The sequence below is a fragment of the Sphingobacterium sp. 40-24 genome, assembly GCF_001899705.1.
GTDB classification, from domain to species: domain Bacteria; phylum Bacteroidota; class Bacteroidia; order Sphingobacteriales; family Sphingobacteriaceae; genus Sphingobacterium; species Sphingobacterium multivorum.
This window is the reverse complement of the sequence record NZ_MKWH01000055.1, coordinates 106,299-132,214: the sequence shown is the minus strand read 5'-3', so window position 1 is coordinate 132,214 and position 25,916 is coordinate 106,299. Positions and strand designations below refer to the sequence as shown.

Genomic DNA, 25,916 nt, shown 5'->3' with positions numbered 1-25,916 from the left:
CAGTATGTACCTTTGTAACATCACTTAATAACATTGTTATGCTATTGGAATACATTAAACAACCATGGCCCTGGTATATTTCAGGACCTTTAATTGCGCTAGTCATGTACCTGCTGCTCAAACAGGGGAAGGATTTTGGCATGTCCAATAATCTACGCACCATGTGTACTGTATTAGGTGCCGGAAAAACTTCCTCTTTTTTCAGATTCGATTGGAAGACCCAATCATGGAATTTATTGGTGGTACTCGGGACAGCCATTGGCGGTTTTATTGCACATCATTTTCTGAGCGATGGCGCTGCAAGCCAGATTAATCCCAAAAGTATTGCCGACCTAAAAGAGCTGGGTATTATCGACCAGCTACAAGGCTACCTTCCTGAATCCATTTTCGTTTTCGACGGATCTTTGTTTCAGTTTCTAATTTTAAGTATTGGCGGTGTATTGATTGGATTTGGAACACGCTATGCTGGTGGATGTTCATCAGGCCATGCTATTTCTGGGCTTAGCAATTTTCAGCTTCCTTCTTTGATTGCCGTTATAGGTTTCTTCCTAGGCGGGATCATCATGGTTCATTTTTTATTCCCACTAATTTTCGCATAAATGAAAGCACTAAAATTTATTTTCATCGGTATATTGTTTGGAATCATCTTATACAAATCGGAGGCCGCGTCATGGTATAGAATCTACGAAATGTTTCAATTTCGTTCCTTTCATATGTATGGCATCATCGGTACAGCACTGACCACAGCAATTATAATCGTACAGATCATCAAGAGAAAGCGAATCAAAGATAGTAACGGGATGCAAATAGCATTCTATGACAAAGACAAAAGTATTACACGATACCTGGTCGGAGGAACAATCTTTGGTTTAGGATGGGCATTGACAGGTGCGTGTCCGGGCCCCATGTTTGCCCTAATCGGTGCCGGTTATTGGACTATTGGAATCGTCCTTCTTTTTGCTTTGTTAGGTACTTGGCTTTATGGGCTGTTGCGCAATAAGTTGCCGCATTAAGTTGAACAGACTTTGTTATGAAACTACCTCATATATCCGAAATCTGAGGCCTGTACCTGGAGTTTAAATTTTAGAAAGAGAACATGGAATTAATATTTATAGCTGGTTTTATATTAGCTGTTCTGGTCGGGCTATCAATGGGCTTGATGGGTAGCGGCGGAAGTATTCTAACATTGCCCATCTTTGTTTATATTTTTCATATAGAACCTCAATATGCATTGGACTATTCGCTGTTTTCTATAGGAATATTAGCCTTGGTCGGATCAATTTCTCCGTTGAAAAAAAGAGAAATTGACTTGAAAACTACGGCCATTTTTCTCATTCCATCGCTAATTTCTGTCTTTCTGACCAAGCGTTATCTGCTTGTAGCCATACCAGAGTCATTTCACCTGGGCGAAATAGCGGTTTCCAGAAACCATATCATCATGTTACTTTTCTCGATGGTGATTCTGATTTCTGCAACAGCAATGGTGCGAAAACGTAAACAGGTTCAGCACGATCAATTCAGAAGCGGAATTGGTCAGATTTTCAACGTTGTCCTCGTCGGATTGCTCGTCGGTATCATGACTGGCTTGGTGGGCGCGGGAGGAGGCTTTATCATTGTACCTGCCCTCGTTTTACTCTTAGGAATCCCACTTAAACAGGCCATTGCCACTTCGTTGTTTATCATCGGTTTAAACGCTTCATTCGGTTTGATCGCGAATTATCAGTTCCTGGAACATATGAATTGGTTTATATTGGTTACCTTTACGTTAATCACTTTAATAGGCCTCCAAATTGGTTCCAAATGGAAAGACAAATTAGATGCAGCAAAATTGAAAGGTATTTTTGGGTACTTTTTAATTAGTATTGGCATCCTAATCTTTGCTTTCGAATTCATTCAATTTGTAAATCATTAAAATCACACGTTATGTTTTTTCAACACATTTTTGAGTCATCTTTAGCACATTCAAGTTATATCATTGGTTGTCAAGCCAAGGGTGTCGCTATTGTCATTGACCCTAAAAGAGATGTAGACAGCTATCTTGAGATTGCACAAAAGAATAATCTGACCATAACGCATATTGCGGAAACACATATCCATGCCGACTACCTTTCAGGTACGCTAGAGTTAGCCGCATTGACAGGCGCCCAACCTTATCTATCCGATGAAGGTGGAGAAGATTGGCACTATGAATTCCCACATATTGGATTAAAACATGGCGATCAATTTCACGTTGGAAATCTGATTTTCCAGGTTATCCATACACCCGGACATACGCCCGAGAGTATCAGTTTTGTATTAATTGATACGCCTGCAACCATGGAGCCGGTCATGCTATTTACAGGTGACTTTGTGTTTGTTGGCGATATCGGACGCCCAGATCTGTTGGAAAATGCAGCGGGAATGGTCGGAACCAAGGAAATTGGGGCCCACCAAATGTACCGATCGTTGCAACATTTCCTGACGCTACCTGATCATATTCAGGTATGGCCCGCGCATGGGGCCGGATCCGCTTGTGGAAAGGCGCTGGGCGCCGTTCCGAGTTCAACGGTTGGTTATGAAAAAATACGCAATTGGGCGTTTCAATACCAAAACAACGAAACAGCCTTCGTGGAAGAACTATTATCAGGACAGCCCGAACCGCCACGCTATTTTGCCACGATGAAAAAACTCAACAAAATAGCGCGGCCATTGCAAACGGCAGTTCCTCGGTATAACAAGTTATCAAACGAAACTTTTCTGGATTTATACCACCAAGGAAAAACCGTCATTGATACACGCTACAAGTTTGATTTTGCCAAAGGGTATCTCCCCAATAGCATCAATATTCAGAACAACAAAACATTTAATACCTGGGCTGGCTGGATCCTTAATTACACAGATCCGTTTATACTCATTGTAGCGGAAAGTCAATTGGACGACATTGCCCGCAAGCTTATGCGCATTGGATTGGATCAAGTCGCTGGATATATTACGCCAGATACGATCCCGCATTTGGGAATTGAATTGGAGCACCAGCAACTCATCGGTTTCGAAGAGATGAATAGTGTATTGGGCAGATCCGATATCCAAATACTTGATGTACGCAATTCTAGTGAGTTTGCAGAGGGGCATTTACCCCATGCGACTCATATCTTTGTCGGTACAATTGCAGACAATCTCCACAAAATTGACCAAAACAAACAGCTGTACTTGCACTGTCAGTCTGGAGACCGCGCAACAATAGCAGCATCCATATTAGCAAAAAACGGTATTAAGGACGTCAAAATTTACAGTCCTTCCATCAATGAATGGAAATCAAAGGGCGGAACTTTGGTGCAATAACCTTAAGAAAAAGATCCCAGAATAAACATTCCTGGGATCTTTTTTTAGAGAACCAAACGATACCATCGAATTTGAGCTGCCAATGCATGATAAGGAACAACTCAACTCGGCAGTATATTTCGTTTATAGACTATTTCTATTGATCCGCAAGAATTCGATAACCTCATCCTTCTTCTCTTCCATCTTGCCTTTCTTTTCCGTAAACTGATGATTATAGATGGTCAGATACTGATGGTCGTCCGTTTCAGATTCATATAATTCGGCCGTGGCAAAAGAGAAATGCTCTTCTTCATCTGAAAGATGATCATACACATAGGCAAAATCATGATTCCCCAAGGAGCTTACGACGGCATCTTTATCCGCCACGAATTTCAACCTTCCGGGCAATGTCCGCTTATTCATCCATACTTCGTCTTTTTCAGAAAAAGGATAAATAGTAATACCGCGGAAAGCCATAATAAGCGGCGTAATCAGAATAATACCCATCTCAATCGCCCAAACGGCCCACAACATACCACCCGAAACCGGGCTCTTTTTCAAGGTAAAGGTACCGACTTCGTTTAAACCTTGCATCGCTTCCCAAATAAATGAAGGGTGTAAGAAAAAGGCTTTGAACCCTTCCAGATTGAAAGATGATTTTACCCAGGTATCTCCGCCCATGGTTCCCTCCGCATTGTACATCAGCGAAACGAAAAGAGCCCATTGCGCATAAAAGGCTAAAAGCGCGACTAGCAAAGTAATCAATAGTGCAATGCCCTTATTTCTTAATTTCCATTTTTTGAAACAGAAATTCAGCACATAGAATATTCCAGCACCAAATCCCAATGTAATAAATACATTAAAATAAATAATAGGGATAAACCACTGCAAAGCGATGTAAACAATTGCCAATACAACAGCACTGATTGTTCCTAGCACAAGAGATCCGATAAATGCCAAAGCAGGAGCCTTTCCCGAGGGCTTATAATATAGATTTTCCATAAAAACAGTAAAATTGATTTTTAACTTAACAGTTAAATTCCCTAACCAAAACCAAGCCAATTCCTAAAGAACAGTCAACTTTCGTCAAGATTTGATGACATTAACTTCGTTACATTCGTTTAAGTGCCATTTATTGAGACAATTTTGTAAGTTTGGGGCATGAAAATCAAAATAATATCCTTTTTTACACTTGCATGTGTATTGAATATTTGGGGGGCAGTAGCGAAGGCCCAAAGAAAAGGATTCTGGCAACAGAAAGTTGACTACCATATGGTTGTCAACGTGGATGAAAAAGCATATCAGTACGATGGAAAAATGACCTTGAAGTACAGCAATAATTCAGGGCAGTCACTTAAAAAAGTATATTTCCATTTATATTTCAATGCTTTTCAACCAGGATCGATGATGGATTACCGCTTAAAAAACATCAGTGATCCAGACAAGCGCATGGTGACCAACCTTGGCACAAAAGAAAAGCCGGTATATCAAAGCCGCATTGGAGAGCTTAAGACCAATCAAATTGGTTATCAAAAAATCAAAAGCTTAACAATGAATGGGGCTAACGCATCATTTAAAATTGACGGAACGATCTTGGAGGTCGCTTTACCAACTCCTATACAAGATGGCGAAACAGCACGTTTTGATATGGAGTGGACCGCACAAGTTCCGGAACAAATCAGAAGAACTGGCCGGAATTCTGCCGAAGGTGTAGCACTATCTATGGCGCAATGGTATCCGAAGATGGCTCAATTCGATGAATTTGGCTGGCATTTGGATGAATATACAGGTCGTGAATTTATTGCTCCTTTTGGCAATTTTGACGTCACCATACACCTCAATAAAAATTATGTTGTTGGTGCCTCAGGTGTTCTTCAAAACCCATCAGAGGTCAAAGGTTATCAACAGAAAGCAAAAGTAAAAGCCGTCGACAATAAAGCGACCTGGCACTATAGAGCCCAAAATATCCATGATTTTGTCTGGGCCGCAGACCCCAAATTTGTTGTGGATTCCGCTTCAAGTAAAAATGGTATAAAAGTATATACCGTATTCTTGCCAACTGACAAAGAAGTTATTTCAAATTGGAAAACGGCAATAGGCCTTTCTACCGAATTCTTTGACTTCTGTAGTGCGAAGTTTGGTAAATATCCATGGCCAACTTATACCATCATTCAGGGTGGCGATGGTGGTATGGAGTATGGCACAGCTACTCTGATCACAGGCGGCCGCAATCTAAAAAGTCTTGTTGGTGTCATATTCCATGAATCGGCACACTCCTGGTACCAACAATTGTTTGGGATCAATGAAACCGTAGATGAATGGTTTGATGAAGGTTTCACCTCCTATGTCGAAGAGTTGGCCATGCAACATATCTTTGAAAAAAGAGGTGCTATTGCCTCCAACCCACAAATTGCCGCCTACCGTGGCTACTATAAATTGGCTCTTTCAGGTAAAGAAGAACCGATGAGCTTACTGGCAGATTATTATAACACCAACTACGGCTACAGCAACGAAGCATACAACAAAGGTGCCGTGCTTGCAGAACAGTTGGGTTATATTATTGGTCAGGAAAATTTGGAAAAAACCTTCCTGAAATTTTATGACATCTGGAAATTTAAACATCCGACACCAAATGATTTTAAACGCGTTGCTGAAGAGGTTTCCGGTATAAACTTAAAATGGTATTTCAATCTGTTTATCAATACAACACGTCAAATTGATTACGCCATCGAAAAAGTAACAGACACCGACATTTTATTGGCTAATAAGTCAAATTTTGCCATGCCACTGGATGTTCTGGTAGAATACACAGATGAAAGTAAAGAACTATTTTATATTCCTTTGCGTGAAATGCGGGGAGAAAAACCGGAAGAACATTTTGACATATACAAAGGTGTTAAAAGGACCGTGCTTGAAGATTGGTTTTGGACCAAACCCGACTATACTATCCATGTGTCGAAAACACCAAAAGCGGTAACTATTGATCCTTCACTACGCTTAGCGGATGTAGAATCGGCAAACAACAGTTTTAGCAAATAACTCGTAGATTCCCATTATCTGAACAGATCGGGGTAAAAAAAGCTTCCAAACCACTTCACATATACCTGGTTTGGAAGCTTTTTTTGCTAATCACCTCACCTGAATCAAGTACTCTTAAGAGGAATAACCATATTCCATGTGCGTTCAAATTGATAGGGCGCCGAACCATCTCCCGTAGCAGCAAACAAATGCGTAGGTTTCCCATTTTCAAATAATAAAAACGGTCGTTCAAAATTCGCCTGATGACTCGTTGTGCCATCATCCCATTGAATTGTTTTAGAATAAGCTTTTACAGACTTTGAAAGATGCCAATCTATACCATCTTTGGAATAAGCGTGTATCCCGCCCCCCTCTTCACCGCAGATCTTTCCGTAACGGTCCTTCATAATAAGTTCAAACTGCTGACCATTATGCCACACAAATGGATCTTCTACATCATTTTCATGGTTTTGGTCCGTATGGAATGAAAAAATGGGTTTTTCCCACAAACGGCGATAAGGTCCGAGGAAAGAGTCAGCCTGTGCAGCCCCCAATAGAAGTGGCGGATTATAATTTAGTGGGGAAGATTTATACACTAAATAAACCTTTCCGTTCGGTAAGACAACTGGCGAAGGGTTCGATGTAATGGAGGCATCCCATTCTCCTTTCCGCGGATTCAGAATCGGTTGATCAACTCGTTTCCATGGCCCTGCAATTGATCTGGAATAGGCCATCCCAATACGTTTATGCATCCAGGCTTTCTGGCCTAGGCCCGACTCCCATACATTTTCTGTAAAAGCAGGAGTTGGTTCATCATAATTATTGCCAAAGTAATAAAGTACATAATAGTCACCGCTTTTTACAATGCGCGGATTGTGTGTTGTACAACCATCAAAATATTGCTTCCCCCGAGCGGGCAAAACAACTTCAACAAATTCGTATGGCCCTTCAGGGGTATCTGAAATAGCCCTGACGACTTCTGAGTTTGTGACCCAATTACCAAAACCATATTGTTTGCTCCATCGCGAAGCAAACATATGATATCGTCCGTCCTCTCCTTTTATAACCGAAGGATCCCAAATCCAATAATCTTTCATCGCAAATCCGCCGCCTTTTGGTGCCGGTAACAACCGATCGATAAAAGAGTCCTGATTATTAAAAGAGTCTTTAGTACTAGCCCCAAACGCATATCCATGGTTTGAAAACAGGAAGAGGCCGGAAACACCGGCAACGTTTTTTAGAAAGTCTCGACGGGAGGTTTTCATACATTTTACTTTTATTAGAAGAAAATAATTCGTTTTCTAATCTATTTGATAGGCTCCCATGAAATAATTTACACGAGGCTGATACCCACATTTTTTTAGAAAGAAACTCTTGAATTCACTTTCCTTCATCAGACATGAGGTGTTATATTGGTACTTCTACAAAAAATATCGACAACAAGATAACGAATAACCAGCTCGTTGTCAACCTTCTTGTGGATGATTCTTCCATCCTATTGCACTTTCTTTTTAAATCCTTTAATGAACTGTGGAAAAGTCCAACAGCTATCTTACCCGGAATTTATTCGGCTAGTGGCTACCGGAAATAGTTAAACCTATAAATTCCTCTTGCATCTAGGCATAAGTCTAGAAAAGATTTCAGGTATGCATACGCGAAAGAAGAAAAAATAAAGGGCGGTTTGGTCAGGTCTTGGTATATTTGTCCCCATGATTTATGTCCATATTCCCTTCTGTAAACAGGCTTGTCATTATTGTGACTTCCATTTTAGCACTTCACTACAATACAAAAGTGAGATGATCAATGCCATACGACGGGAAATTGAGCTCAGGGCAGCCTATTTGGAAGACAAAAAGGTCAAATCGATCTATTTTGGCGGCGGTACCCCTTCCTTACTGGAAGCGGATGAGATCGCCCAAATCATCGATACGATAGGGAAGCATTTTGACATCGCAAATCATGCTGAAATTACACTGGAAGCTAATCCCGACGATTTAAATGCCTCCAAAGTAAACAGTCTACGGAATACAGCAATCAATCGATTCAGCATAGGCATACAGTCTTTCTTTGAAGAGGATCTCAAATGGATGAACAGAGCACATAATCAACAGGAAGCACTGGCTTCAATTATGCGGGTGCAAGATGCGGGCTTTGAAAATATTACCTGTGATCTTATTTATGGCTATCCGTTACTGACTGACGAGAAATGGCGCCACAATATGCAACAGCTGATTGACTTTGAAATTCCCCATATTTCTTCGTATTCCATGACTGTAGAAAATAAGACAGCATTGGATCACTTCATTAAAAAAGGCTTAAGTCCAGCAATTGATTCGGATCAGGCCGCAGATCAGATGAGTCTCCTTATCCATACATTGAAAGCTGCGGGATATGAACAATATGAAATTTCCAATTTTGCAAAAAATGGCCTTTATGCGCGTCACAATACAAATTATTGGAAAGGTAAACATTATCTTGGTATAGGCCCTTCGGCACATTCGTTCAATGGAATTTCCAGAGCCTGGAATGTTTCCAACAATGCGAAATATATGACCGCAATCAATTCAAACCAACTTCCCCTGGAAATTGAGGAGCTTTCAACATTGGATCAAATCAACGAAAGTATCATGACTTCGCTGAGAACCATGTGGGGACTGGATTTGATTGCGCTGGAAAGTAAATTCGGACAATCTATCAAAAACCGCGTATTGAAGGATGCAGAGCCATTTCTGGAAGAGGGCAATCTTGTTTTGGAAGAAAGTAAATTACGCTTAACGGATGCAGGTAAATTAATGGCCGATCATATCATGTCCGACCTATTTATTATAGAAGATTAATAAATAAAATAGGTAAAAATTACCAAAACAATAATAACAACCGTATTTATGTTTTAAATATTATGAAAATAAAAATATAGGTTAATTTTTTTGGCTCTTTGTGCTATGTTTGCAACATAATCTATTATAAAATTATGATATCACACAAGCCATCTTTTGACGTAGAGATCAAAAGTTACAGAGAGCAACAAAACGCTGCCGTAAGCTTAATTCAAATTGTCAGTAACCTGTGGTATAACCACGCTATTGAACTTGTATTTTTTCGAAATCAACTCATTGATGTAAAATCGAGTTCAATTCTCAACCTGGTCAAGGAAAGCGTCCTCCTTACCGAAGAGCCATTCCATATTTTTGACACCCTTCAGGTGGCACAGGAATTGGAAAAGCTCACCCTATCTCCTGCACGTATCGATATCGGAAAACTTACCTTACAGGTCAAGAAACAGGCAATTGACAACAACGACCTGCCGAGTTTTATAACAAATGAATTAAAGGACATCAATCAACAAGCTGAATTAAAACCACGCGATGTTGTTCTTTATGGATTTGGCCGTATCGGCCGTTTACTCGCCCGAGAGCTCATGCATAAAGCCGGTGCCGGACAGCAGCTTCGCCTTAGGGCCATTGTAACACGGGACGCCAATGACAGCAAGTCCATATTGAAAAGAGCGACACTATTAAAAACAGATTCCATACACGGTGCGTTCGAAGGTGACGTACAGGCCGACATTCCAAATCAGGCACTTATTATCAACGGCATCACTGTCCATCTGATCACTGCCAAACAGCCAGAGGATATCGATTATACCGAGTATGGAATACAGCATGCTTTGGTCGTCGACAATACGGGTGCTTTTCGAGATGAGCAAGAACTGAGTCGTCACCTGCAATCCAAGGGTGTCGCCCAAGTTTTATTAACAGCACCTGGGAAAGGTGTTCCAAATATCGTATATGCAGTCAATGAAAATAATATTGACTTGCAAAAGCATGCGATCTTTTCCGCTGCTTCCTGTACGACCAATGCAATATCCCCTATTTTGGCGGTGCTTGAAAATAAAATAGGCATTGAAAAAGGACATATCGAAACCATACATTCCTATACCAACGACCAGAATCTTGTCGACAATATGCACAAAAAGTCCAGACGGGGTCGTGCTGCGGCGCTCAATATGGTGATCACAGAAACTGGAGCAGGTGCTGCTGTTTCAAAAGTATTGCCTTCACTAAAGGGCAAACTGACCTCCAATGCCATTCGAGTTCCCGTGCCAAACGGATCATTGGCAATTTTAAATCTCGAAATTAAAGCCAAAGCTACGGTAGACGAAATCAATGCACTTTTAAAGGAGGCATCGCTGCAGGGTGATCTGGTCGAACAGATTAAATTTTCTAAAGATAATGAACTCGTTTCTTCGGATATTATTGGTTCCACTGCCACCGCAATCGTGGATGCTCCAGCGACGATCGTTTCGGCAGATGGCAGCAATGTCATTCTATATGTCTGGTACGACAATGAATACGGATATTCCCATCAGGTGATGCGCTTATCGCGTCATATTACCGGCGTAAGAAGATATACATATTATTAGAAAACCTTAAAACAACAAGAATACCAAGAATAAGAAAATCACGCGAAACCGGTGAAATATAAGCGGCGGCAGTACAGCTACCGCTTATATTTTTACGGAATTGCTTTTGAGGTATTTCATTATAATTGCTGTTGCTCCGGCCTTCTGCAGCACATACGCACCGGCCAGTTTTCCCGCTTCTTGACGCACTGCCTGATCTTGTAAAACAGCAAAGACTTTCTTCAGTTCTTGAACGCTGCCAATGGCGAAACCGGATCCATTTTGCACGAGATCTTTTGCCTCCTGAAACTTCTTGAAATTAGGACCAAATAGCACCGGTATGCCATAAGTTGCGGCCTCGAGTGTGTTATGTATCCCGACGCCAAAACCACCACCAATATAAGCCAGTTGGCCATACCCATACAAAGACGAAAGCATACCAATGTTATCGATAACCAGCACCTTTGAATCAGCAACTAATGCGGCATCGTAGCTAGCCATCTCCGAAAAGCGGAGCGCCTTCGGCCAAAGGTTAAAAATGCTCGCCAAATGTGATTCATTGATTTCATGCGGAGCCAAGATCAGCTTATAGGCTGGATAATTCTGTAGTAATTCCTGTAGAGCCTGTTCATCTTCCGGCCAGGTACTTCCTGCGACAAGCGTCGGACTTTCACCAACAAATTGGCTGATCTCGGAAATCATTTTTCTATTTTTAGGAATGTCTACCACGCGGTCAAAACGTGTATCTCCGGCTAACCCAGCATTCCGTATCCCATATTCTTTCAAAAGACGTACACTTTCTTCATTTTGCACAAAGAAGTAAGTCACAAAACTTAAAATTTTCAGAAAAAAAGTACCATAAGCCTGAAAAAAGATCTGATCGGGTCTAAATATTGCTGAGATCAGAAACAAGGGAATGCCCCGTTTATGTAGGCCTTCAAAAAAATAATACCAATATTCATATTTCGTGAACACAGCGAAACTTGGATTGATCAGGTCGAGAAAAAGCCGTGCATGCTGAGCAGTATCATAGGGGAGATAAAAAACATAATCGGCCAAAGCGGTGTTTTTTCTGATTTCGTAGCCAGAGGGAGAGTAAAATGTTACAATTATTTTATGATCCAAATAATTATTTCTCACCGCTTCCAGGACAGGTCTTCCCTGCTCAAATTCGCCCAATGATGCAAAGTGAAACCAAATATGTTTTTGGGAAGAATCAACCGTTTGTTTCATCCTCGAATACCAGTCTTTTCGCCCCTCTACCATAAGCTTGGCTTTGGCGTGAAAAGGAGCCAAAATACGCAGTAAGAGTCCATAAAGAAAGATTCCAATTGAATAAAGCAAACGCATGTTTTTAAAATAATGTTTATCTTAGTCAAAGATATTAAACCCATTTCATTAAACGGAACCATTGAGTGGAAAATAAACATCGCAAACGGATTTTGATAACAGGAGCAGCTGGCTTCCTCGGTTCTCACCTTTGCGATCGCTTTATTGCGGAAGGTTACGATGTCATTGGAATGGACAACCTGATTACCGGAGATCTACAGAATATAGCACATCTATTTAAGTTGGAAAATTTCGATTTCTATCATCACGATGTATCGAAATTTGTCCACGTTCCCGGACACTTGGATTATATCTTGCATTTCGCTTCGCCAGCCAGTCCCGTTGATTATCTTAAAATTCCGATACAAACATTGAAAGTCGGATCTTTGGGAACACATAATCTCTTAGGCCTTGCACGCACCAAACAAGCACGCATATTAGTCGCCTCCACCTCTGAGGTTTATGGCGATCCACTTGTTTCGCCACAATCCGAGGACTACTGGGGCAACGTAAATCCCGTTGGACCCCGCGGTGTATACGATGAAGCGAAGCGTTTCCAGGAGGCAATAACAATGGCCTATCATAATGCACATGGTCTGGATACCCGTATTGTCAGGATATTTAACACCTTTGGTTCCAGAATGCGTCTGAATGATGGCCGAGCTATTCCTACCTTTATCGCACAGGCGATTCGGGGGGAAGACATTACGATTTTTGGGGATGGTTCGCAAACACGATCGTTCTGTTATATTGACGATCAGATCGAAGGCATTTTTCGCTTGTTGCATTCAACTTGTGCAACACCTATAAATATTGGTAATCCGGACGAAATCAGCCTACTGCAATTGGCCCATGAAATTGTTGAATTGACAGACAGCTCGAGTAAAATCGTCTACGAACCATTGCCGGTTGATGATCCAAAACAACGGAAACCGGATATTGGCCTGGCGAAATCTAAATTAGCCTGGGAACCTCAAATAGACCGAAAAACAGGATTGAAAAAAACCATAGCATTTTACAAAAAGATCCCTTTGGATACCTTATCACATAAAGACTTTACTTACTATAATCAACAATAATGAACAAAAAAATACTAGTCACAGGAGGAACAGGTTATATCGGTTCGCACACAGTGGTCGAACTACATCAAGCAGGATATGTGCCTGTCATCGTGGATGATCTATCCAATTCAAACATCAAAATTTTGGATCAGGTTGAGAAGATCATCGGCGTTAGACCTGAATTTCACCAGTTTGACCTTTGCGACACAGACCGCGTGAATGAATTTGTAAAAAACAATACCGATATCTCAGGCATTATCCATTTTGCGGCCTCTAAAGCTGTAGGTGAATCTGTACAGAAGCCCTTAAAATATTACCACAACAATTTTTTCTCGTTAATCAACTTATTAGAAGCATATCAAAATAAGCCGATTAATTTTGTCTTTTCTTCAAGCTGTACCGTATATGGTGAGCCAGACTATTTACCTGTCGACGAAAGTGCTCCCGTGAAGAAGGCAACCTCCCCTTATGGTAACACAAAACAAATTGCGGAAGAAATTTTACAGGAGACTGCCGCTGCATATGATAACTACAACATTATCGCACTCCGTTATTTCAACCCAGTAGGTGCACATGAGTCGGCTTTGATCGGTGAATTACCAAACGGTGTTCCTCAGAATCTGCTTCCATTTATCACACAAACTGCCATTGGAAAAAGAGAAAAGTTAACGGTATTTGGCTCTGATTACGACACTCCGGATGGATCTTGTATCCGCGACTACATCCATGTTGTTGACTTAGCAAAAGCTCACGTTGCAGCAATCAGGTTATTGGAACAAGGCAACCCCAACGGAAAATACGATGTCTTTAATGTGGGAACTGGAAACGGATATTCTGTCCTTGAAGCGATCAAAGCTTTTGAGAAAGCTTCTGGACAAAAACTGAATTACGAATTTGGTCCACGTCGTGATGGAGATATTATCAAGGTTTATGGCGACGTTACTAAATCAGCTAATCAGTTGCATTGGAAAGCAGCACTTGGTATCGATGAAATGATGGCTTCTGCCTGGGCATGGGAAAAAAATCTAAAAGAAAATCCCTTGGATTAAACAGTAGCCTATTATACGCTCAACAAGCATTATATTTAGCTTAATTTTATATGACCGTCTTAAAAAAACTGAGACGGTCATATTTTTGGCAGCACGAATCCTTGCACATCCTTTCTTTCGAATCATTCCAACCACATCATTCAAGCTGAAAAGCAGTTAGAATCGAAGCTGGATTAAAATCCTTTTCGTTGAGTATATTTGGCCGACGACGATCTTTCGCCAGATATAAAATAGTAAAGCCAACAAAAATAGAACTGCCTACAAAATCACCACATGGTATGGACAAGGATTTTTCCGGTATGATGTTCTCTTTATACTTCACATCATATTCCCATTCCGTGTCTTGAATGACGACAGATCTAAGTTGATCAAAATTGAATGCGAATGCTTGAAATTTGAATACAATGGCATTACATCTTTTAGGAAGGATCAAGGCTCTTTTCATATCAAACTCCGGAAAAGACACCTTCAGTTTTTTCTTTTTGCTCAGTGAAATGGCAGGATCGATAAAAAGATAGTCCTGTGTTGGACAGTTTTCATTGAATTGAAAATTTACCAAGCGATCCAGTACACAGTTACTCAGTGTTCGACTGCCTTTTTCGCGATCAAGATTTGTCTTTATCACACGGTAGATCTGCCTATTAAGGCGATTGCCCATCTGCCCATCGTGGAGCTGCTGATGGATTTCACTAAGATACGTTCGAATCAGTGCACCGGCACGGCTCACCGTTCCAAACTCCCGCCCTGCTTTTCTTGTATCTTCCTTTTGTTTGACAGGCTTTGGCCTACTCTGAACATAATTTTTGTCACCAACTTTTCTATTTACGAGAGGACCAACCAGCCCCCTGATAAATCCATTATCATTGACTCCCATACTTCAATTTACTAAGGGAAAGCCTGAAAACCAAACATCAGCTTGATTTTTAGTGATTTACAAATAGCAGTCAAACGAGGATTTTAAATCTTGCAATTTTCAAGGGTCTTTTTTGCAAATACCTTATAGCCAAATCCGCCTTATGTTCTGCTTGCTCCCAACTTGTAAAAAACGTACCAGCACAATGAAAGCACTTAAAAAGGTAGACTCAACGTGGACTCACTGTAGACTCACCCTGCATACAGGTCAAAGCCGGCCACAATACGATCTCAACTTGTCCTCCAAAAGGTCCCTCGGCCATCCGTTGATCGACATTAAACAAACTCCTTGTCGGAAATATAGTCCATAAGCACCCCGGCTTGATCTCCAAGCTTCTTTTTCAAGCGCTGCATAGATTTTTTTATGGCGTCTGGAGTGACGCCCAATACGTTGGCTACTTCCTTATTATTTAACCCCAGTTTCATAAGTACAATTACCCTCAAATTGGATTCCGTTATATCGCGAAATCTGGATTGTATATCCTGCAGTAAATTGGGAAATTCTTTTACAATCAATAATTTAAATTCCTGCCATTTCTCTTCAGTGATGAGATGTGACTGCAGCAATATTTTTAGTTCCTCACGATCTTTTTCAACAACATTCCCTTTTTCCTCAAGCATAGCAGACAGTACATTGATCTGCTCATTATTCCGCTTAAGGTAAGCGACGTACTCTTCCACCTGGCTTTTAGAGCTCACCAGTTCCCTGTCCAATTCCGCTTTTGTATACTTTAAATTAAGAAGCTGATATTCATAGTCACGTATCCGTTTTCTCGCACGGTATCGAACAGCATTATAAATAAAAAAGAATATCACCAATACCAACAAACTTACGATGAGCCATAATCGTCTTTCCGCCTGCTTTTTCTTAATAACAGCTTGTGCCAAGGACAACTTATCGGCATACTTTTGCTTATCGGCCATAAACTTCAACTGGGTCAATACTGGATCACCATCTAAAAAGCGTAGGGAGTCTTGGAGGCGTTCTATCCGTCTTCGTGCATTCAGCTCACGACCGATATCGTTACTTTGCATGGCCAAATTCAACTTGTGAATTTCCAGTTCAAGTATGGTCTTCTTATCATCCGAGCCTGACAAAAGCGATTCAGCTTCCGCAATCATAGGACGGACATCTTTCGTTTCCTTATTCGCTATATCTAAACGAATTCGCATCATTAAGGCGAAAATTGTATTTCTATCATTACCAAGTGATCTTGAGATCTCAAGATCCTTATCGAGGAGCAATAAGGCTTTATGGTAGTCCTTCATCCCTTCGAACACAGCAGCCTGATTACCTAAAATCTTCGCGTAGCGTAATGAGTCATTTTCTGAAAGTGCCAACGTCTGCGCCAATTCAAAAATTTTCATCGCCTGCAAGGTATCACCACCACTTTTCAGCGTCAATACACCTAAATTGTCTAAGATTTCAGCTTTCAATCTCGGCGAAATTTGTTCTTGTCGTTGCCCTAAATCCAGATATTTAATTCCAGAAATATAATCACCTAAGGTTCCAAAAAAATAGCCAAGCTTCTTGTACGTTTGAGTTAGGTCTAAAACAAGTTCTTTAGGTATATCTTCTAGCCCTTTCTCCCCTTCCAAAATAAAAGGTAATGCCTCAGAGGCTTTCAGGCATCGATACAGATAAAAGCCATACATTACTTTCACCCAAACCCGTACATTTTGGTAGCTATAGCCTTCTTCAAGGTCTAGCGCTTTCAAATAGTATTTATCACTAAAGTTATTTCTTGCGCCTTCGTCATTAAACGACTGATCCGCCAGTAAACAATAATAGATTGCCAAAAGCGCCTTATCATTTTTTCGTACCGCCTGACTAAAATATGGTGCAAGATATTTACTCAACGACAGACTGGAGGATTGATACTGCGCTGATTCTTTTATAATTGTTTCGTAAAAGTTCTTCTCTTCTATCGAGGAATTGGAATCCATTAAATCCATCCCATAGACCACATGACAAGGTATGATTGCTAGGAAAAGAAAAAATAGAAGATATCGAAACATATCGGCGCAGGCATTGAATTTCGCAATAAAAATAAAAAATAATTTTAATTAAATCAGCATGCGACAAAATCAACCAACTACTTATCAAAAAAATGATAAATATGATCTGGCGTAATGGCCTGCGTCAATTGGACATCGTATTCATTTTTATCTGCAATAACATCAATTGGATCAAAAAAAGATAGTCCAACACGCTGCACATCAACTTTACAGGACGAGAAAAAACGGTCGTAAAACCCTTTTCCGTAACCTACCCTGTAGCCCAAAAGATCAAAAATTAACAAAGGAACTATAATCATATCAATAAGCGATGAATTCACCTTAATGCCGGATACTGGCTCAGGAATACCCCAGTTGTTCGTCTCAAATAGGGTATGCTCATCCAATATGAAATGTTGCATCGAATAGTCCTCAAAATTAGATCGCGAAACGACGATCTTTATCTGTGGAAAAGATTCTTGAATATAGTTGATTATTAAATATGTATTCGGTTCGTGATATTTCCCTATGGGAATGAAAATATGCAAAAATTCGACCTCCGACAGATCAAGCTTTGTAAACTGCGAAAGTAGTCGTTCATTGAGCGTAGTTTCTGTCTCTACAGACAATTGACAACGCTTAGTTTTATACTCAAGTCGTAATTCTTGTTTTGATTTCATTTGTAAAATAGTTATTTCTAAATTTTATTTCCCTTCTTCACCAAAATCCCCATTTAAGTCTACCACTTATGCCACGATTAATCAAAAATAGCATTCCTCCCAATTCAATTTTTATTTGATCTTCAAAAGCCATTAGAAATTCTTATTCAGAATCGAAAACCATATGCTCAACTCAGTTGAAACTTTTGTAAAAAAAAACGGCCTTGTAGCGAGCGCTAACAAGACCGAATAATCAACCTAAACCTAAAATCTTTGTATTATTTTACGCGTTCGATATAATTACCTGTTTGCGTATCAACTCTTACTTTCTCACCTTGATTAATGAACAACGGCACCATAATTTCAACACCAGTCTCTACAGTTGCTTTTTTCAATGCATTTGTAGAAGTATCTCCTTTTACAGCCGGTTCAGTATATGTAATTTCCAACTCAACACTTTTTGGAGCTTCTGCCATGATAGGCTCATCACTTTCAAAAGCAATAATTACAGTCATTCCCTCTTTCAAGAAACGAGCTGAATCACCGAACAAAAATTTAGGAATATTGAATTGCTCGTAGGTATTGTTATCCATTACCACGAAGAAATCTCCATCCTCATACAAATACTGATAATCGCTAGTTTCTACACGCGCTATTTCTACAGATTCGTCAACTCTAAAACGGTATTCAACTAACTTACCAGTTTTAACATTACGCATTCTCGCTTGATAAAACGCGCGTAAATTACCTGGTGTGCGGTGTATATATTCTTCTACGGATACTAATTCTCCGTTAAATCTTAAGATATTTCCTGATTTTACCTCTGATGCCTTAGCCATTCTTTGAATTGAACTTTAAACGGTTATCTCATTATTGAGTCGTCAAAAGTACAAAAACTAATTGTGTTATTAAAATTTCATTCGCTACTTTTTTTCTGAACCTGTTTGTTTTTATTGGCCGGAGAGAACCTTCAGTTCACTTTTGTAGCTGCTCATGATGATACAGTCTTGACGGTTTTATTGAAAGTAACTATTTTTAATACAGGACAAGAACTTTTCGCTTATTTTCGATGTGATAGCAACAAATTGTCGATCTCCCTAAGACTTAAAATCGACTATAGAAATACTTTCATCGCAGAATTCATACTCTTTTTTTTGGTTCGAACAGACGATAAACAATCTAGACTCCAATTTTGTACGCTCAATTAAACGAAGATACCATTGTTCACCCGCACTATCCAAATTACTTGTAGGCTCATCCAACAAAACCAAGGCAGATGCAGAACAACAAGCTAGCGCTAGCTTGACACGTTGACGCATACCTGATGAAAAAAAACGGATCTCTCTGTCAAGCGCATGTTCCAATCCCAATAGCTTTACAACCGTTGCTTTATCAAAAGAAGGAAGATAATTTTTAAATTTAAAATGAAAATCAATCAGCTCGTTTAAGGTAAATTCCTCGATCAGTTCAACATAAGGAGCTGCGAGAGACAGCTGCTGATATATCGTATCCACACCCAGGACTTGGTCTCCATCGGTGTAGATCAGTTCACCCGCTGAGGGTGTCAAACTACTTGAAAGCACTTTTAAGAAAGTGGACTTCCCGGAACCATTATGGCCAAGGATGGCATAACTCTTGCCGGACTCGAAGGTATAGTTTATATGCCTAAAAATCCATTCATTGTTATACCTCCTACCAATATCTTTTAATGTAATTTTCAAATTCACTAGAATCGACAAAGCGACTACATCGCTCTATTATTGAATCCTTTCATGATACCCCGGCCTGAGTTTCGAATAAAATCCAAAATTTCATCACGGATTTCCGTTGCCTGATATTCAGCTTCTATAATTTCTATTGCTTTAGCCAGATTTCTGTTTTGAACAAAAAGAATGCGATAAAGATTCTGAATCTCGGCAATTTGCTCTTCCGAAAATCCTCTTCTTCTCAATCCAACAGAATTAATACCCGCATAAGAAATCGGTTCACGCGCGGCCTTAACAAAAGGTGGAATATCCTTACGTACCAATGAACCACCGGTAACAAATGCATGCGAACCAATTTTAACAAATTGGTGAACAGCGACCATCCCAGCAAGTACAACATAATCGCCCACTGTAATATGTCCAGCAAGTGTACTGTTGTTCGAAAAAACACAATTATCACCTACTTCACAATCATGTGCAACATGACTATACGCTTGGATCAAACAATTTTTTCCAATGACCGTTCTATACCTATCCTTAGTTCCTCTATTGATTGTTACACACTCACGAATGGTTGTATTGTCTCCAATTTCGGCTGTCGTAATCTCACCATCAAATTTTAAATCTTGAGGTTCGCCAGAGATTACTGCACCGGGATATATTTTACAGTTTTTTCCAATTCGAGCTCCATCCATGATCGTCACATTTGATCCTATCCAAGTTCCTTCGCCAATGACGACATCTTTATAAATGGTTACAAATGGCTCGATGACCACATTTTTAGCAATTTTTGCCTCCGGATGAATATAAGCTAATGGCTGTATCATCTATACTACTTTAGTTGTTATTTACTCTTACGATCTGTGCCATAAGCTCCGCTTCGCACACAATTTTCTCTCCTACCATTGCCACACCTTTCATTTTTGCGATACCTCTTCGGATCGGCTCCATCAAGTCGCATCTAAAAATAACAGAATCCCCTGGAGTTACCTGCGCTTTAAAACGTGCATTTTCAATTTTAAGGAATAAGGTCAACCAATTCTCTGGATCAGGGACCGTCTTCAGCACTAAAATTCCCCCTGTCTGTGCCATAGCCTCTACCTGCAAAACCCCGGGAAATAATGGCGCACCAGGAAAATGTCCCATAAATAGATCTTCGTTCATGGTAACATTTTTCAAACCCACCACATGTGTTTCCGTCAACTCAAGAATTTTATCGACCATAAGCATGGGCTGACGATGCGGTAAAATCTTCATGATTTCTACTGTATCGTATAATGCAGGCATATTGGGATCGTAAACTTTAATTTTTTTACGTGTTTTATCTTTTTTGATCTGCTCCTTTATCTTTTTTGCAAAAGCCACATTCGCTGCATGACCTGGTCGTGCAGCCATAATATGCCCCTTCAAAGGTCTTCCGACAAGTGCTAAATCTCCAACCATGTCCAACAATTTATGTCGAGCAGGTTCATTTTGGTAACGCAATTGATTATTGTTTAATATTCCTTCCTTAGCAACTGCAACGGTTTCTTTATGAAATAGATGCGCTAATTTCTGCAATTCCTCAGGAGAAGTCTCCTTGTCCACAATAACGATTGCATTACTCAAATCACCACCTTTAATTAGGCCATGATCAACCAACATTTCCAATTCGTGTAAAAAACAAAACGTACGTGAAGAGGCTATTTCTGATTTAAAGTCCTCAATCGATGTTATTGCGGCATGTTGGCTTCCCAACACCGGCGAATTAAAATCGATCATACAAGTCAAACGATACCCGTCCATCGGCATACCCAGTATTTCAACTTTGCGATCTGGCTCTGCATAATGGATATTATTGGATATCTCATAATAATCCCGGTCAGCATCTTGTTCTTCAAATCCCGCTTCCTCCAGCAACTTCACAAAAATAGCTGAGCTACCATCGAGTATGGGTATTTCAGGGCCATCAATATCAATCAGCACATTATCGATTTGTAAACCAATTAACGATGCCATCAAATGTTCAATTGTACTCACACTTGCTCCATTCTGCGTTATTGTCGTCCCTCTGGAGGTATCCGTCACATTATCCGCATCAACCAAAATTTCTGGTTGTCCCGCTAAATCTACACGTCTGAACTTAAACCAGTGATTTTCCGGAGCTGGCTTGATCGTCATCGATACAATTTTCCCTGTATGAAGACCTACCCCCGAAATTTCAACCTCGTTTTTGATGGTTCGCTGTTTTACATTCATTTCTAATAACATATTTTTAAATCAAAACTTCTTTTGACAAAACATTTATTCCTTAAGCTACATCGTTGTTGCCATAGCCGTGCCTGGAATGCTTATTTCATCACCATTAAAGAACAGTTTATTTTCAATGAAAAATAATTATTTCAATTTTTTTTCTACTAACTTTTCTAACTCTTGGATTCGTTTTTCCAACTCAGGGAGGCGTGCAAAAATCACATTAGAACGCAATTGGGGCTGATAAGGCATCACCGGTGTACCGCCCCACTTTTTACCTTCTTCTTTAATCGATCTATTCACTCCTGATTGCGCCTGGATTTGAGAGCCCTTTGCAACAACAATATGACCAACAACCCCAACCTGGCCTCCTAAAACCACATGTTCTCCAATTTTTGAGCTACCAGAAATACCTGTTTGCGCTGCGATTACAGTATTCTTTCCAATATCAACATTATGTGCAATTTGAATCAAATTATCCAACTTAACACCATCACGCACGATTGTAGCACCCATTGTTGCTCTATCGATTACTGTATTGGCGCCGATCTCAACATTATCCTCCACTTGCACATAACCAATCTGAGGTACTTTTTTATATGTTCCGTCTTCTTGTGGTGCAAATCCAAATCCATCCGATCCGATCACAACACCAGAATGTACGACGACATTTTTCCCAATCTTACAATCATGATAAATCTTCACCCCTGGATAGAGTGTTGTATTATCTCCAATCGTTACTTTATCGCCAATATAGACCTGTGGGTAAATTTTCACGTTATCTCCAATGGAAGCTCCGCGTCCAATATATACAAATGCACCGATATAACCTCCTTGGCCGATCTCCGCTTCAGTATGTATAAAATGAGGCTCCTCACGTCCGCTTTTGTCAAGACGGAACTCATTATACATATTCAGAATAGTAGAGAAAGCAGCATATGCATTCTTCACCCGTATGATCGTTAAAGTCGGCTTAGTTGCTTGGGTCAATTGTAAATCTTCATTCACAATTACAATCGAGGCGTCAGTAGTATAAATAAAATGCTCATATTTTGGATTTGACAAAAAAGAAAGATCGCCTTTTTTACCTTCCTCAATTTTGGCAAGGTTACCTACAGTAACTTCTGGATTTCCTTCAATCCGTCCTTCTAATAATGTCCCTATTTGTTGAGCAGTAAATTGCATGGTACAAATCTATGTTTTTTTATTAAAAAATAACTACTTGATGGAAGTAATTGCAACATATCCCACCTCTTTTGGATAACATAAGGCGTATTTAGCCACATTTTTCGATAGTGCTTCTAAATTCCCTAGATCAGAAGCCTCTGTTATATCCACGAGCTCACCGGATTTCAATAATATTTTTATTTGATCCTTGGAAGAATTATAGGCACGGTTTTGAATTTCCTGCATAAATACATAATAATGAATATCCTCCTGAGCCACACCCAGCTCAGCTTGTACTTTCGATTTCACTAAATCTACATATGCTGGCGAGAATGGTTTATTGCTCATGACAGAGCGATATAGATTACGTTTCATAACGCGCTGGCACATTGTACTTAAAATAGAATCCTCATGATGTTCCCATGTTTTTATCGCAGACATAATATCCGTATCATCTAAACGAGTAAACCAATCCAAATGTAACGGGTCATCCAAAAAATTAGTTTTGTTGACCTGCTGGCTTAAAAACCAATGAAAAGCCGGGGTAGAAAAGAGCTTATGACCAGTAGCCGTTAAATATTTTGCCCGCTGCAGAATTTTAATCAATAATTGTTCAGCACCGATAACGGTCTTATGTAAATAGACTTGCCAATACATGAGCCGTCGTGCAATCAGGAATTTCTCCACAGAATACAGCCCTTTATATTCCACCACGATTTCATCCGCCACGACATTGAGCATTTTTATGATACGATCAAATGAGATCACGCCTTCCGATACACCGGTAAAAAAACTATCTCTATTGAGGTAATCCATTCGATCAACGTCCAATTGGCTCGACACCAATTGATGGAGAAATCTGCGTTCATATTTATTGTTAAAGATTGTAATTGCCAAGCTTAACCTTCCGCCCAAATCCTGGTTGATACGATCCATCAACAGAGAGGACAATAACTCATGTGAAACTCCTTCAATCAAACTATGCTCCAAAGAATGGGAAAAAGGACCATGACCGATATCATGCAGCAAAATTGCCGAAAGAACAGCCTCCTCTTCATCCGCAGAAATGATGACACCTTTACTCCGCAAAGTTTCCAAAGCCATTGACATCAAATGCATCGCCCCTATGGCGTGCTGAAAACGAGTATGTAAAGCTCCGGGATAGACAAGATGCGTCATGCTCACCTGCTTAATATAGCGGAGCCTTTGAAAATAAGGATGTTGCACTAAGTCGAAGACCAATCCTGTAGGAATAGCGACAAATCCATATACCGGATCATTAATAATTTTATTTTTGTTCAACGTGGCGACAAATTAATACGATCATCAACACTATAAATTATGAAACCGAGCGCTTTAATTACGAAGCCTTGGGTTACACTAGTATAAACTTAAAACAAAGATAGTTAGTTCACCGTTAAGAAATGTTAAAAATAAAATCTAAAGCACGATATTTGCTTATGTTAGCATGAGATCGAAAATCCGATCCTCCCCTCTACTAATAGACATATAATAACAAGATGCAAAAAACACATATCCTTTGGGCTGACGATGAGATTGACTTTCTAAAACCACACATTTTATTTTTAGAAAGCAAAGGTTACAAAGTTGACACGGTCAACAATGGAAATGATGCCGTTGAAGCCTTTAAGAATGGTTTTTTCCACCTCGTTTTCCTAGACGAAAATATGCCTGGGCTAACCGGGCTCGAAACACTTGCTATACTCAAATCGATCAACCCTACTGTCCCTGTTGTTCTGGTTACAAAAAACGAAGAAGAACATGTCATGGAAGATGCCATCGGCTCCAAAATAGATGATTATCTGATCAAGCCGGTCAACCCCAAGCAGATCTTGATGACAATTAAAAAATTAACGGAGAACAAGCGTCTTGTCAATGAGAAAACATCCATGGCCTATCAACAAGACTTCCGCAATTTAGGGATGATCCTAAATGACAATTTGGATTTCAATCAATGGTCAGAAGTCTACAAAAAATTGGTCTACTGGGAATTGTCTCTCGAAAAGCTTGAAGATAACAATATGCATGAAATTCTGACGATGCAAAAATCCGAAGCAAACATGCAATTCTCAAAATTTATTGAAAACAACTATATACAATGGATTAATCGTCCCGAAAACGCGCCCATTCTATCCCACCAGCTATTTAAGAAGAAGGTATTTCCGACCATAGAAGATCATATTCCGACATTTTTCTTTCTAATAGACAATTTGCGCTTCGATCAATGGAAAATTATCAATGAGGTCATTACCGATTATTTTAGACTTGAGGAGGAGATAACCTATTACAGTATTTTACCAACAGCAACACAATATGCTAGAAATGCCATCTTTAGTGGCTTAACTCCACTGGAAATGGAAAAACGCTTTCCGAAATTATGGCAAAACGATGAAGATGAAGGCGGCAAGAATTTATATGAGGATAAATTTTTGGAAGATCAGATCAAACGACTTTACCGCAAGTCCATAAAACACTCCTACACGAAAATTTTGACTCTGGAACAAGGAAAGGATGTGTTAGACAATCTTGGTAATTTGATGCACAATCAACTGAATGTATTGGTGTATAACTTTGTTGACATGCTTTCTCACGCACGTACAGACAGCTCTATGATTCGTGAATTAGCAAACGACGAAGCGGCATATCGCTCGCTTACATTGTCATGGTTTGAACACTCACCTTTATTAGAGGTTATAAAATGGCTCTCTCAAAAGAAAGTTCGTGTGATCATTACAACCGACCACGGCACGATCCGGGTAAAAAAACCAAGTAAAATAGTTGGTGACCGCAACACAAATACAAATTTGAGATATAAGCAAGGGAAAAACCTGAACTATATTGACAAAGATGTTTTTGCTATCAAAAATCCCCACGAGGCACAGCTGCCTAAACTTCATGTAAGTTCAACATACGTTTTTGCCAAAGAAGATTCGTATTTTGTTTACCCCAACAACTACAATCAATTTGTCAATTACTTTAATGGAACATTCCAACATGGTGGAATATCGCTAGAAGAAATGATTATCCCCTTTGCGACATACCTACCGAAATAGTAATTTTGC

General features: G+C 39.9%; 22 protein-coding genes. 10 read left to right on the top strand and 12 right to left on the bottom strand.

Annotation, left to right across the window (positions count from 1 at the left end):
* Positions 1–38 precede the first annotated feature (38 nt).
* The 4 genes from BGP15_RS19865 to BGP15_RS19850 all read left to right on the top strand — a co-directional run bounded on the left by BGP15_RS19865 (position 39) and on the right by BGP15_RS19850 (position 3,321).
* Positions 39–599: a YeeE/YedE family protein gene (locus BGP15_RS19865; protein ID WP_254667645.1), complete on the top strand. Its 561-nt coding sequence runs from the start codon at positions 39–41 to the stop codon at positions 597–599.
* Positions 600–1,013 carry a DUF6691 family protein gene (locus BGP15_RS19860; protein ID WP_070561666.1) on the top strand — a complete coding sequence of 138 codons (414 nt, stop codon included), beginning with the start codon at positions 600–602 and terminating at the stop codon, positions 1,011–1,013. It begins immediately after the preceding gene.
* A gap of 83 nt (positions 1,014–1,096) precedes the next feature.
* Positions 1,097–1,912, top strand: coding sequence for a sulfite exporter TauE/SafE family protein (locus BGP15_RS19855; RefSeq protein WP_286770602.1), 816 nt, complete (start codon positions 1,097–1,099; stop codon positions 1,910–1,912).
* Positions 1,913–1,923: 11 nt separating this feature from the next.
* Positions 1,924–3,321, top strand: coding sequence for an MBL fold metallo-hydrolase (locus BGP15_RS19850; protein ID WP_286770601.1), 1,398 nt, complete (start codon positions 1,924–1,926; stop codon positions 3,319–3,321).
* Positions 3,322–3,444: 123 nt separating this feature from the next.
* Here the strand turns inward: BGP15_RS19850 and BGP15_RS19845 are convergent, their stop codons facing one another.
* The gene (locus BGP15_RS19845; protein WP_112373969.1) at positions 3,445–4,302 is read right to left on the bottom strand and encodes a hypothetical protein; all 858 of its coding nucleotides are present in this window, start codon (positions 4,300–4,302) and stop codon (positions 3,445–3,447) included.
* Positions 4,303–4,461: 159 nt separating this feature from the next.
* On the opposite strand from BGP15_RS19845, the gene BGP15_RS19840 reads away from it, so the two are divergent.
* Positions 4,462–6,339, top strand: a complete 1,878-nt coding sequence (locus BGP15_RS19840) for a M1 family metallopeptidase (protein WP_286770600.1) — start codon at positions 4,462–4,464, stop codon at positions 6,337–6,339.
* Positions 6,340–6,443: 104 nt separating this feature from the next.
* On the opposite strand, the gene BGP15_RS19835 is transcribed toward BGP15_RS19840, so the two are convergent.
* Positions 6,444–7,583: a glycoside hydrolase family protein gene (locus BGP15_RS19835; RefSeq protein ID WP_286770599.1), complete on the bottom strand. Its 1,140-nt coding sequence runs from the start codon at positions 7,581–7,583 to the stop codon at positions 6,444–6,446.
* Between the two features lie 444 nt (positions 7,584–8,027).
* Between BGP15_RS19835 and hemW the strand changes: the two genes are divergently transcribed.
* Together hemW and BGP15_RS19825 are read left to right on the top strand one after the other, a co-directional pair.
* Positions 8,028–9,155, top strand: coding sequence for a radical SAM family heme chaperone HemW (hemW, locus tag BGP15_RS19830; protein ID WP_286770598.1), 1,128 nt, complete (start codon positions 8,028–8,030; stop codon positions 9,153–9,155).
* A gap of 134 nt (positions 9,156–9,289) precedes the next feature.
* On the top strand, positions 9,290–10,741 hold the full coding sequence (locus BGP15_RS19825) for a glyceraldehyde-3-phosphate dehydrogenase (protein WP_286770597.1): 1,452 nt from the start codon (positions 9,290–9,292) through the stop codon (positions 10,739–10,741).
* An 84-nt stretch (positions 10,742–10,825) separates the two neighbouring features.
* Here BGP15_RS19825 and BGP15_RS19820 read toward each other — a convergent pair whose 3' ends face one another.
* A complete protein-coding gene (locus tag BGP15_RS19820; protein ID WP_286770596.1) occupies positions 10,826–12,070 on the bottom strand; it encodes a 3-deoxy-D-manno-octulosonic acid transferase in 1,245 nt (414 codons plus the stop codon).
* 65 nt (positions 12,071–12,135) lie between these two features.
* Here BGP15_RS19820 and BGP15_RS19815 point away from each other — a divergent pair, with 65 nt between their 5' ends.
* Together BGP15_RS19815 and galE are read left to right on the top strand one after the other, a co-directional pair.
* Positions 12,136–13,128, top strand: coding sequence for a UDP-glucuronic acid decarboxylase family protein (locus BGP15_RS19815; RefSeq protein WP_286770595.1), 993 nt, complete (start codon positions 12,136–12,138; stop codon positions 13,126–13,128).
* Entirely contained in the window at positions 13,128–14,159 is a 1,032-nt protein-coding gene (gene galE, locus BGP15_RS19810; RefSeq protein ID WP_046674775.1) for a UDP-glucose 4-epimerase GalE, read from the top strand. Before BGP15_RS19815 ends, galE begins: the two co-directional genes overlap by 1 nt.
* A gap of 136 nt (positions 14,160–14,295) precedes the next feature.
* Here galE and BGP15_RS19805 read toward each other — a convergent pair whose 3' ends face one another.
* The 9 genes from BGP15_RS19805 to BGP15_RS19765 all read right to left on the bottom strand — a co-directional run bounded on the left by BGP15_RS19805 (position 14,296) and on the right by BGP15_RS19765 (position 24,135).
* A complete protein-coding gene (locus BGP15_RS19805) occupies positions 14,296–15,033 on the bottom strand; it encodes a hypothetical protein (RefSeq protein ID WP_286770594.1) in 738 nt (245 codons plus the stop codon).
* 314 nt (positions 15,034–15,347) lie between these two features.
* Positions 15,348–17,090, bottom strand: a complete 1,743-nt coding sequence (locus BGP15_RS19800) for a helix-turn-helix transcriptional regulator (RefSeq protein WP_286770593.1) — start codon at positions 17,088–17,090, stop codon at positions 15,348–15,350.
* A 77-nt stretch (positions 17,091–17,167) separates the two neighbouring features.
* Positions 17,168–17,749, bottom strand: coding sequence for a 5-formyltetrahydrofolate cyclo-ligase (locus BGP15_RS19795; protein ID WP_286754763.1), 582 nt, complete (start codon positions 17,747–17,749; stop codon positions 17,168–17,170).
* Between the two features lie 257 nt (positions 17,750–18,006).
* On the bottom strand, positions 18,007–18,567 hold the full coding sequence (efp, locus tag BGP15_RS19790; RefSeq protein WP_046674772.1) for an elongation factor P: 561 nt from the start codon (positions 18,565–18,567) through the stop codon (positions 18,007–18,009).
* A 258-nt stretch (positions 18,568–18,825) separates the two neighbouring features.
* Positions 18,826–19,455, bottom strand: coding sequence for an ABC transporter ATP-binding protein (locus tag BGP15_RS19785; protein ID WP_312524535.1), 630 nt, complete (start codon positions 19,453–19,455; stop codon positions 18,826–18,828).
* A gap of 17 nt (positions 19,456–19,472) precedes the next feature.
* Positions 19,473–20,261 carry an acyl-ACP--UDP-N-acetylglucosamine O-acyltransferase gene (gene lpxA / locus BGP15_RS19780; protein ID WP_286754761.1) on the bottom strand — a complete coding sequence of 263 codons (789 nt, stop codon included), beginning with the start codon at positions 20,259–20,261 and terminating at the stop codon, positions 19,473–19,475.
* 10 nt (positions 20,262–20,271) lie between these two features.
* A complete protein-coding gene (locus BGP15_RS19775) occupies positions 20,272–21,672 on the bottom strand; it encodes a bifunctional UDP-3-O-[3-hydroxymyristoyl] N-acetylglucosamine deacetylase/3-hydroxyacyl-ACP dehydratase (RefSeq protein ID WP_175441947.1) in 1,401 nt (466 codons plus the stop codon).
* 138 nt (positions 21,673–21,810) lie between these two features.
* Complete coding sequence (lpxD, locus tag BGP15_RS19770) at positions 21,811–22,851, bottom strand: UDP-3-O-(3-hydroxymyristoyl)glucosamine N-acyltransferase (RefSeq protein WP_046674769.1); 1,041 nt, start codon at positions 22,849–22,851, stop codon at positions 21,811–21,813.
* A gap of 33 nt (positions 22,852–22,884) precedes the next feature.
* Complete coding sequence (locus tag BGP15_RS19765) at positions 22,885–24,135, bottom strand: HD domain-containing protein (RefSeq protein WP_286770592.1); 1,251 nt, start codon at positions 24,133–24,135, stop codon at positions 22,885–22,887.
* A gap of 218 nt (positions 24,136–24,353) precedes the next feature.
* On the opposite strand from BGP15_RS19765, the gene porX reads away from it, so the two are divergent.
* Positions 24,354–25,907: a T9SS response regulator signal transducer PorX gene (porX, locus tag BGP15_RS19760; protein WP_070561696.1), complete on the top strand. Its 1,554-nt coding sequence runs from the start codon at positions 24,354–24,356 to the stop codon at positions 25,905–25,907.
* The last annotated feature ends 9 nt before the right edge of the window (positions 25,908–25,916 follow it).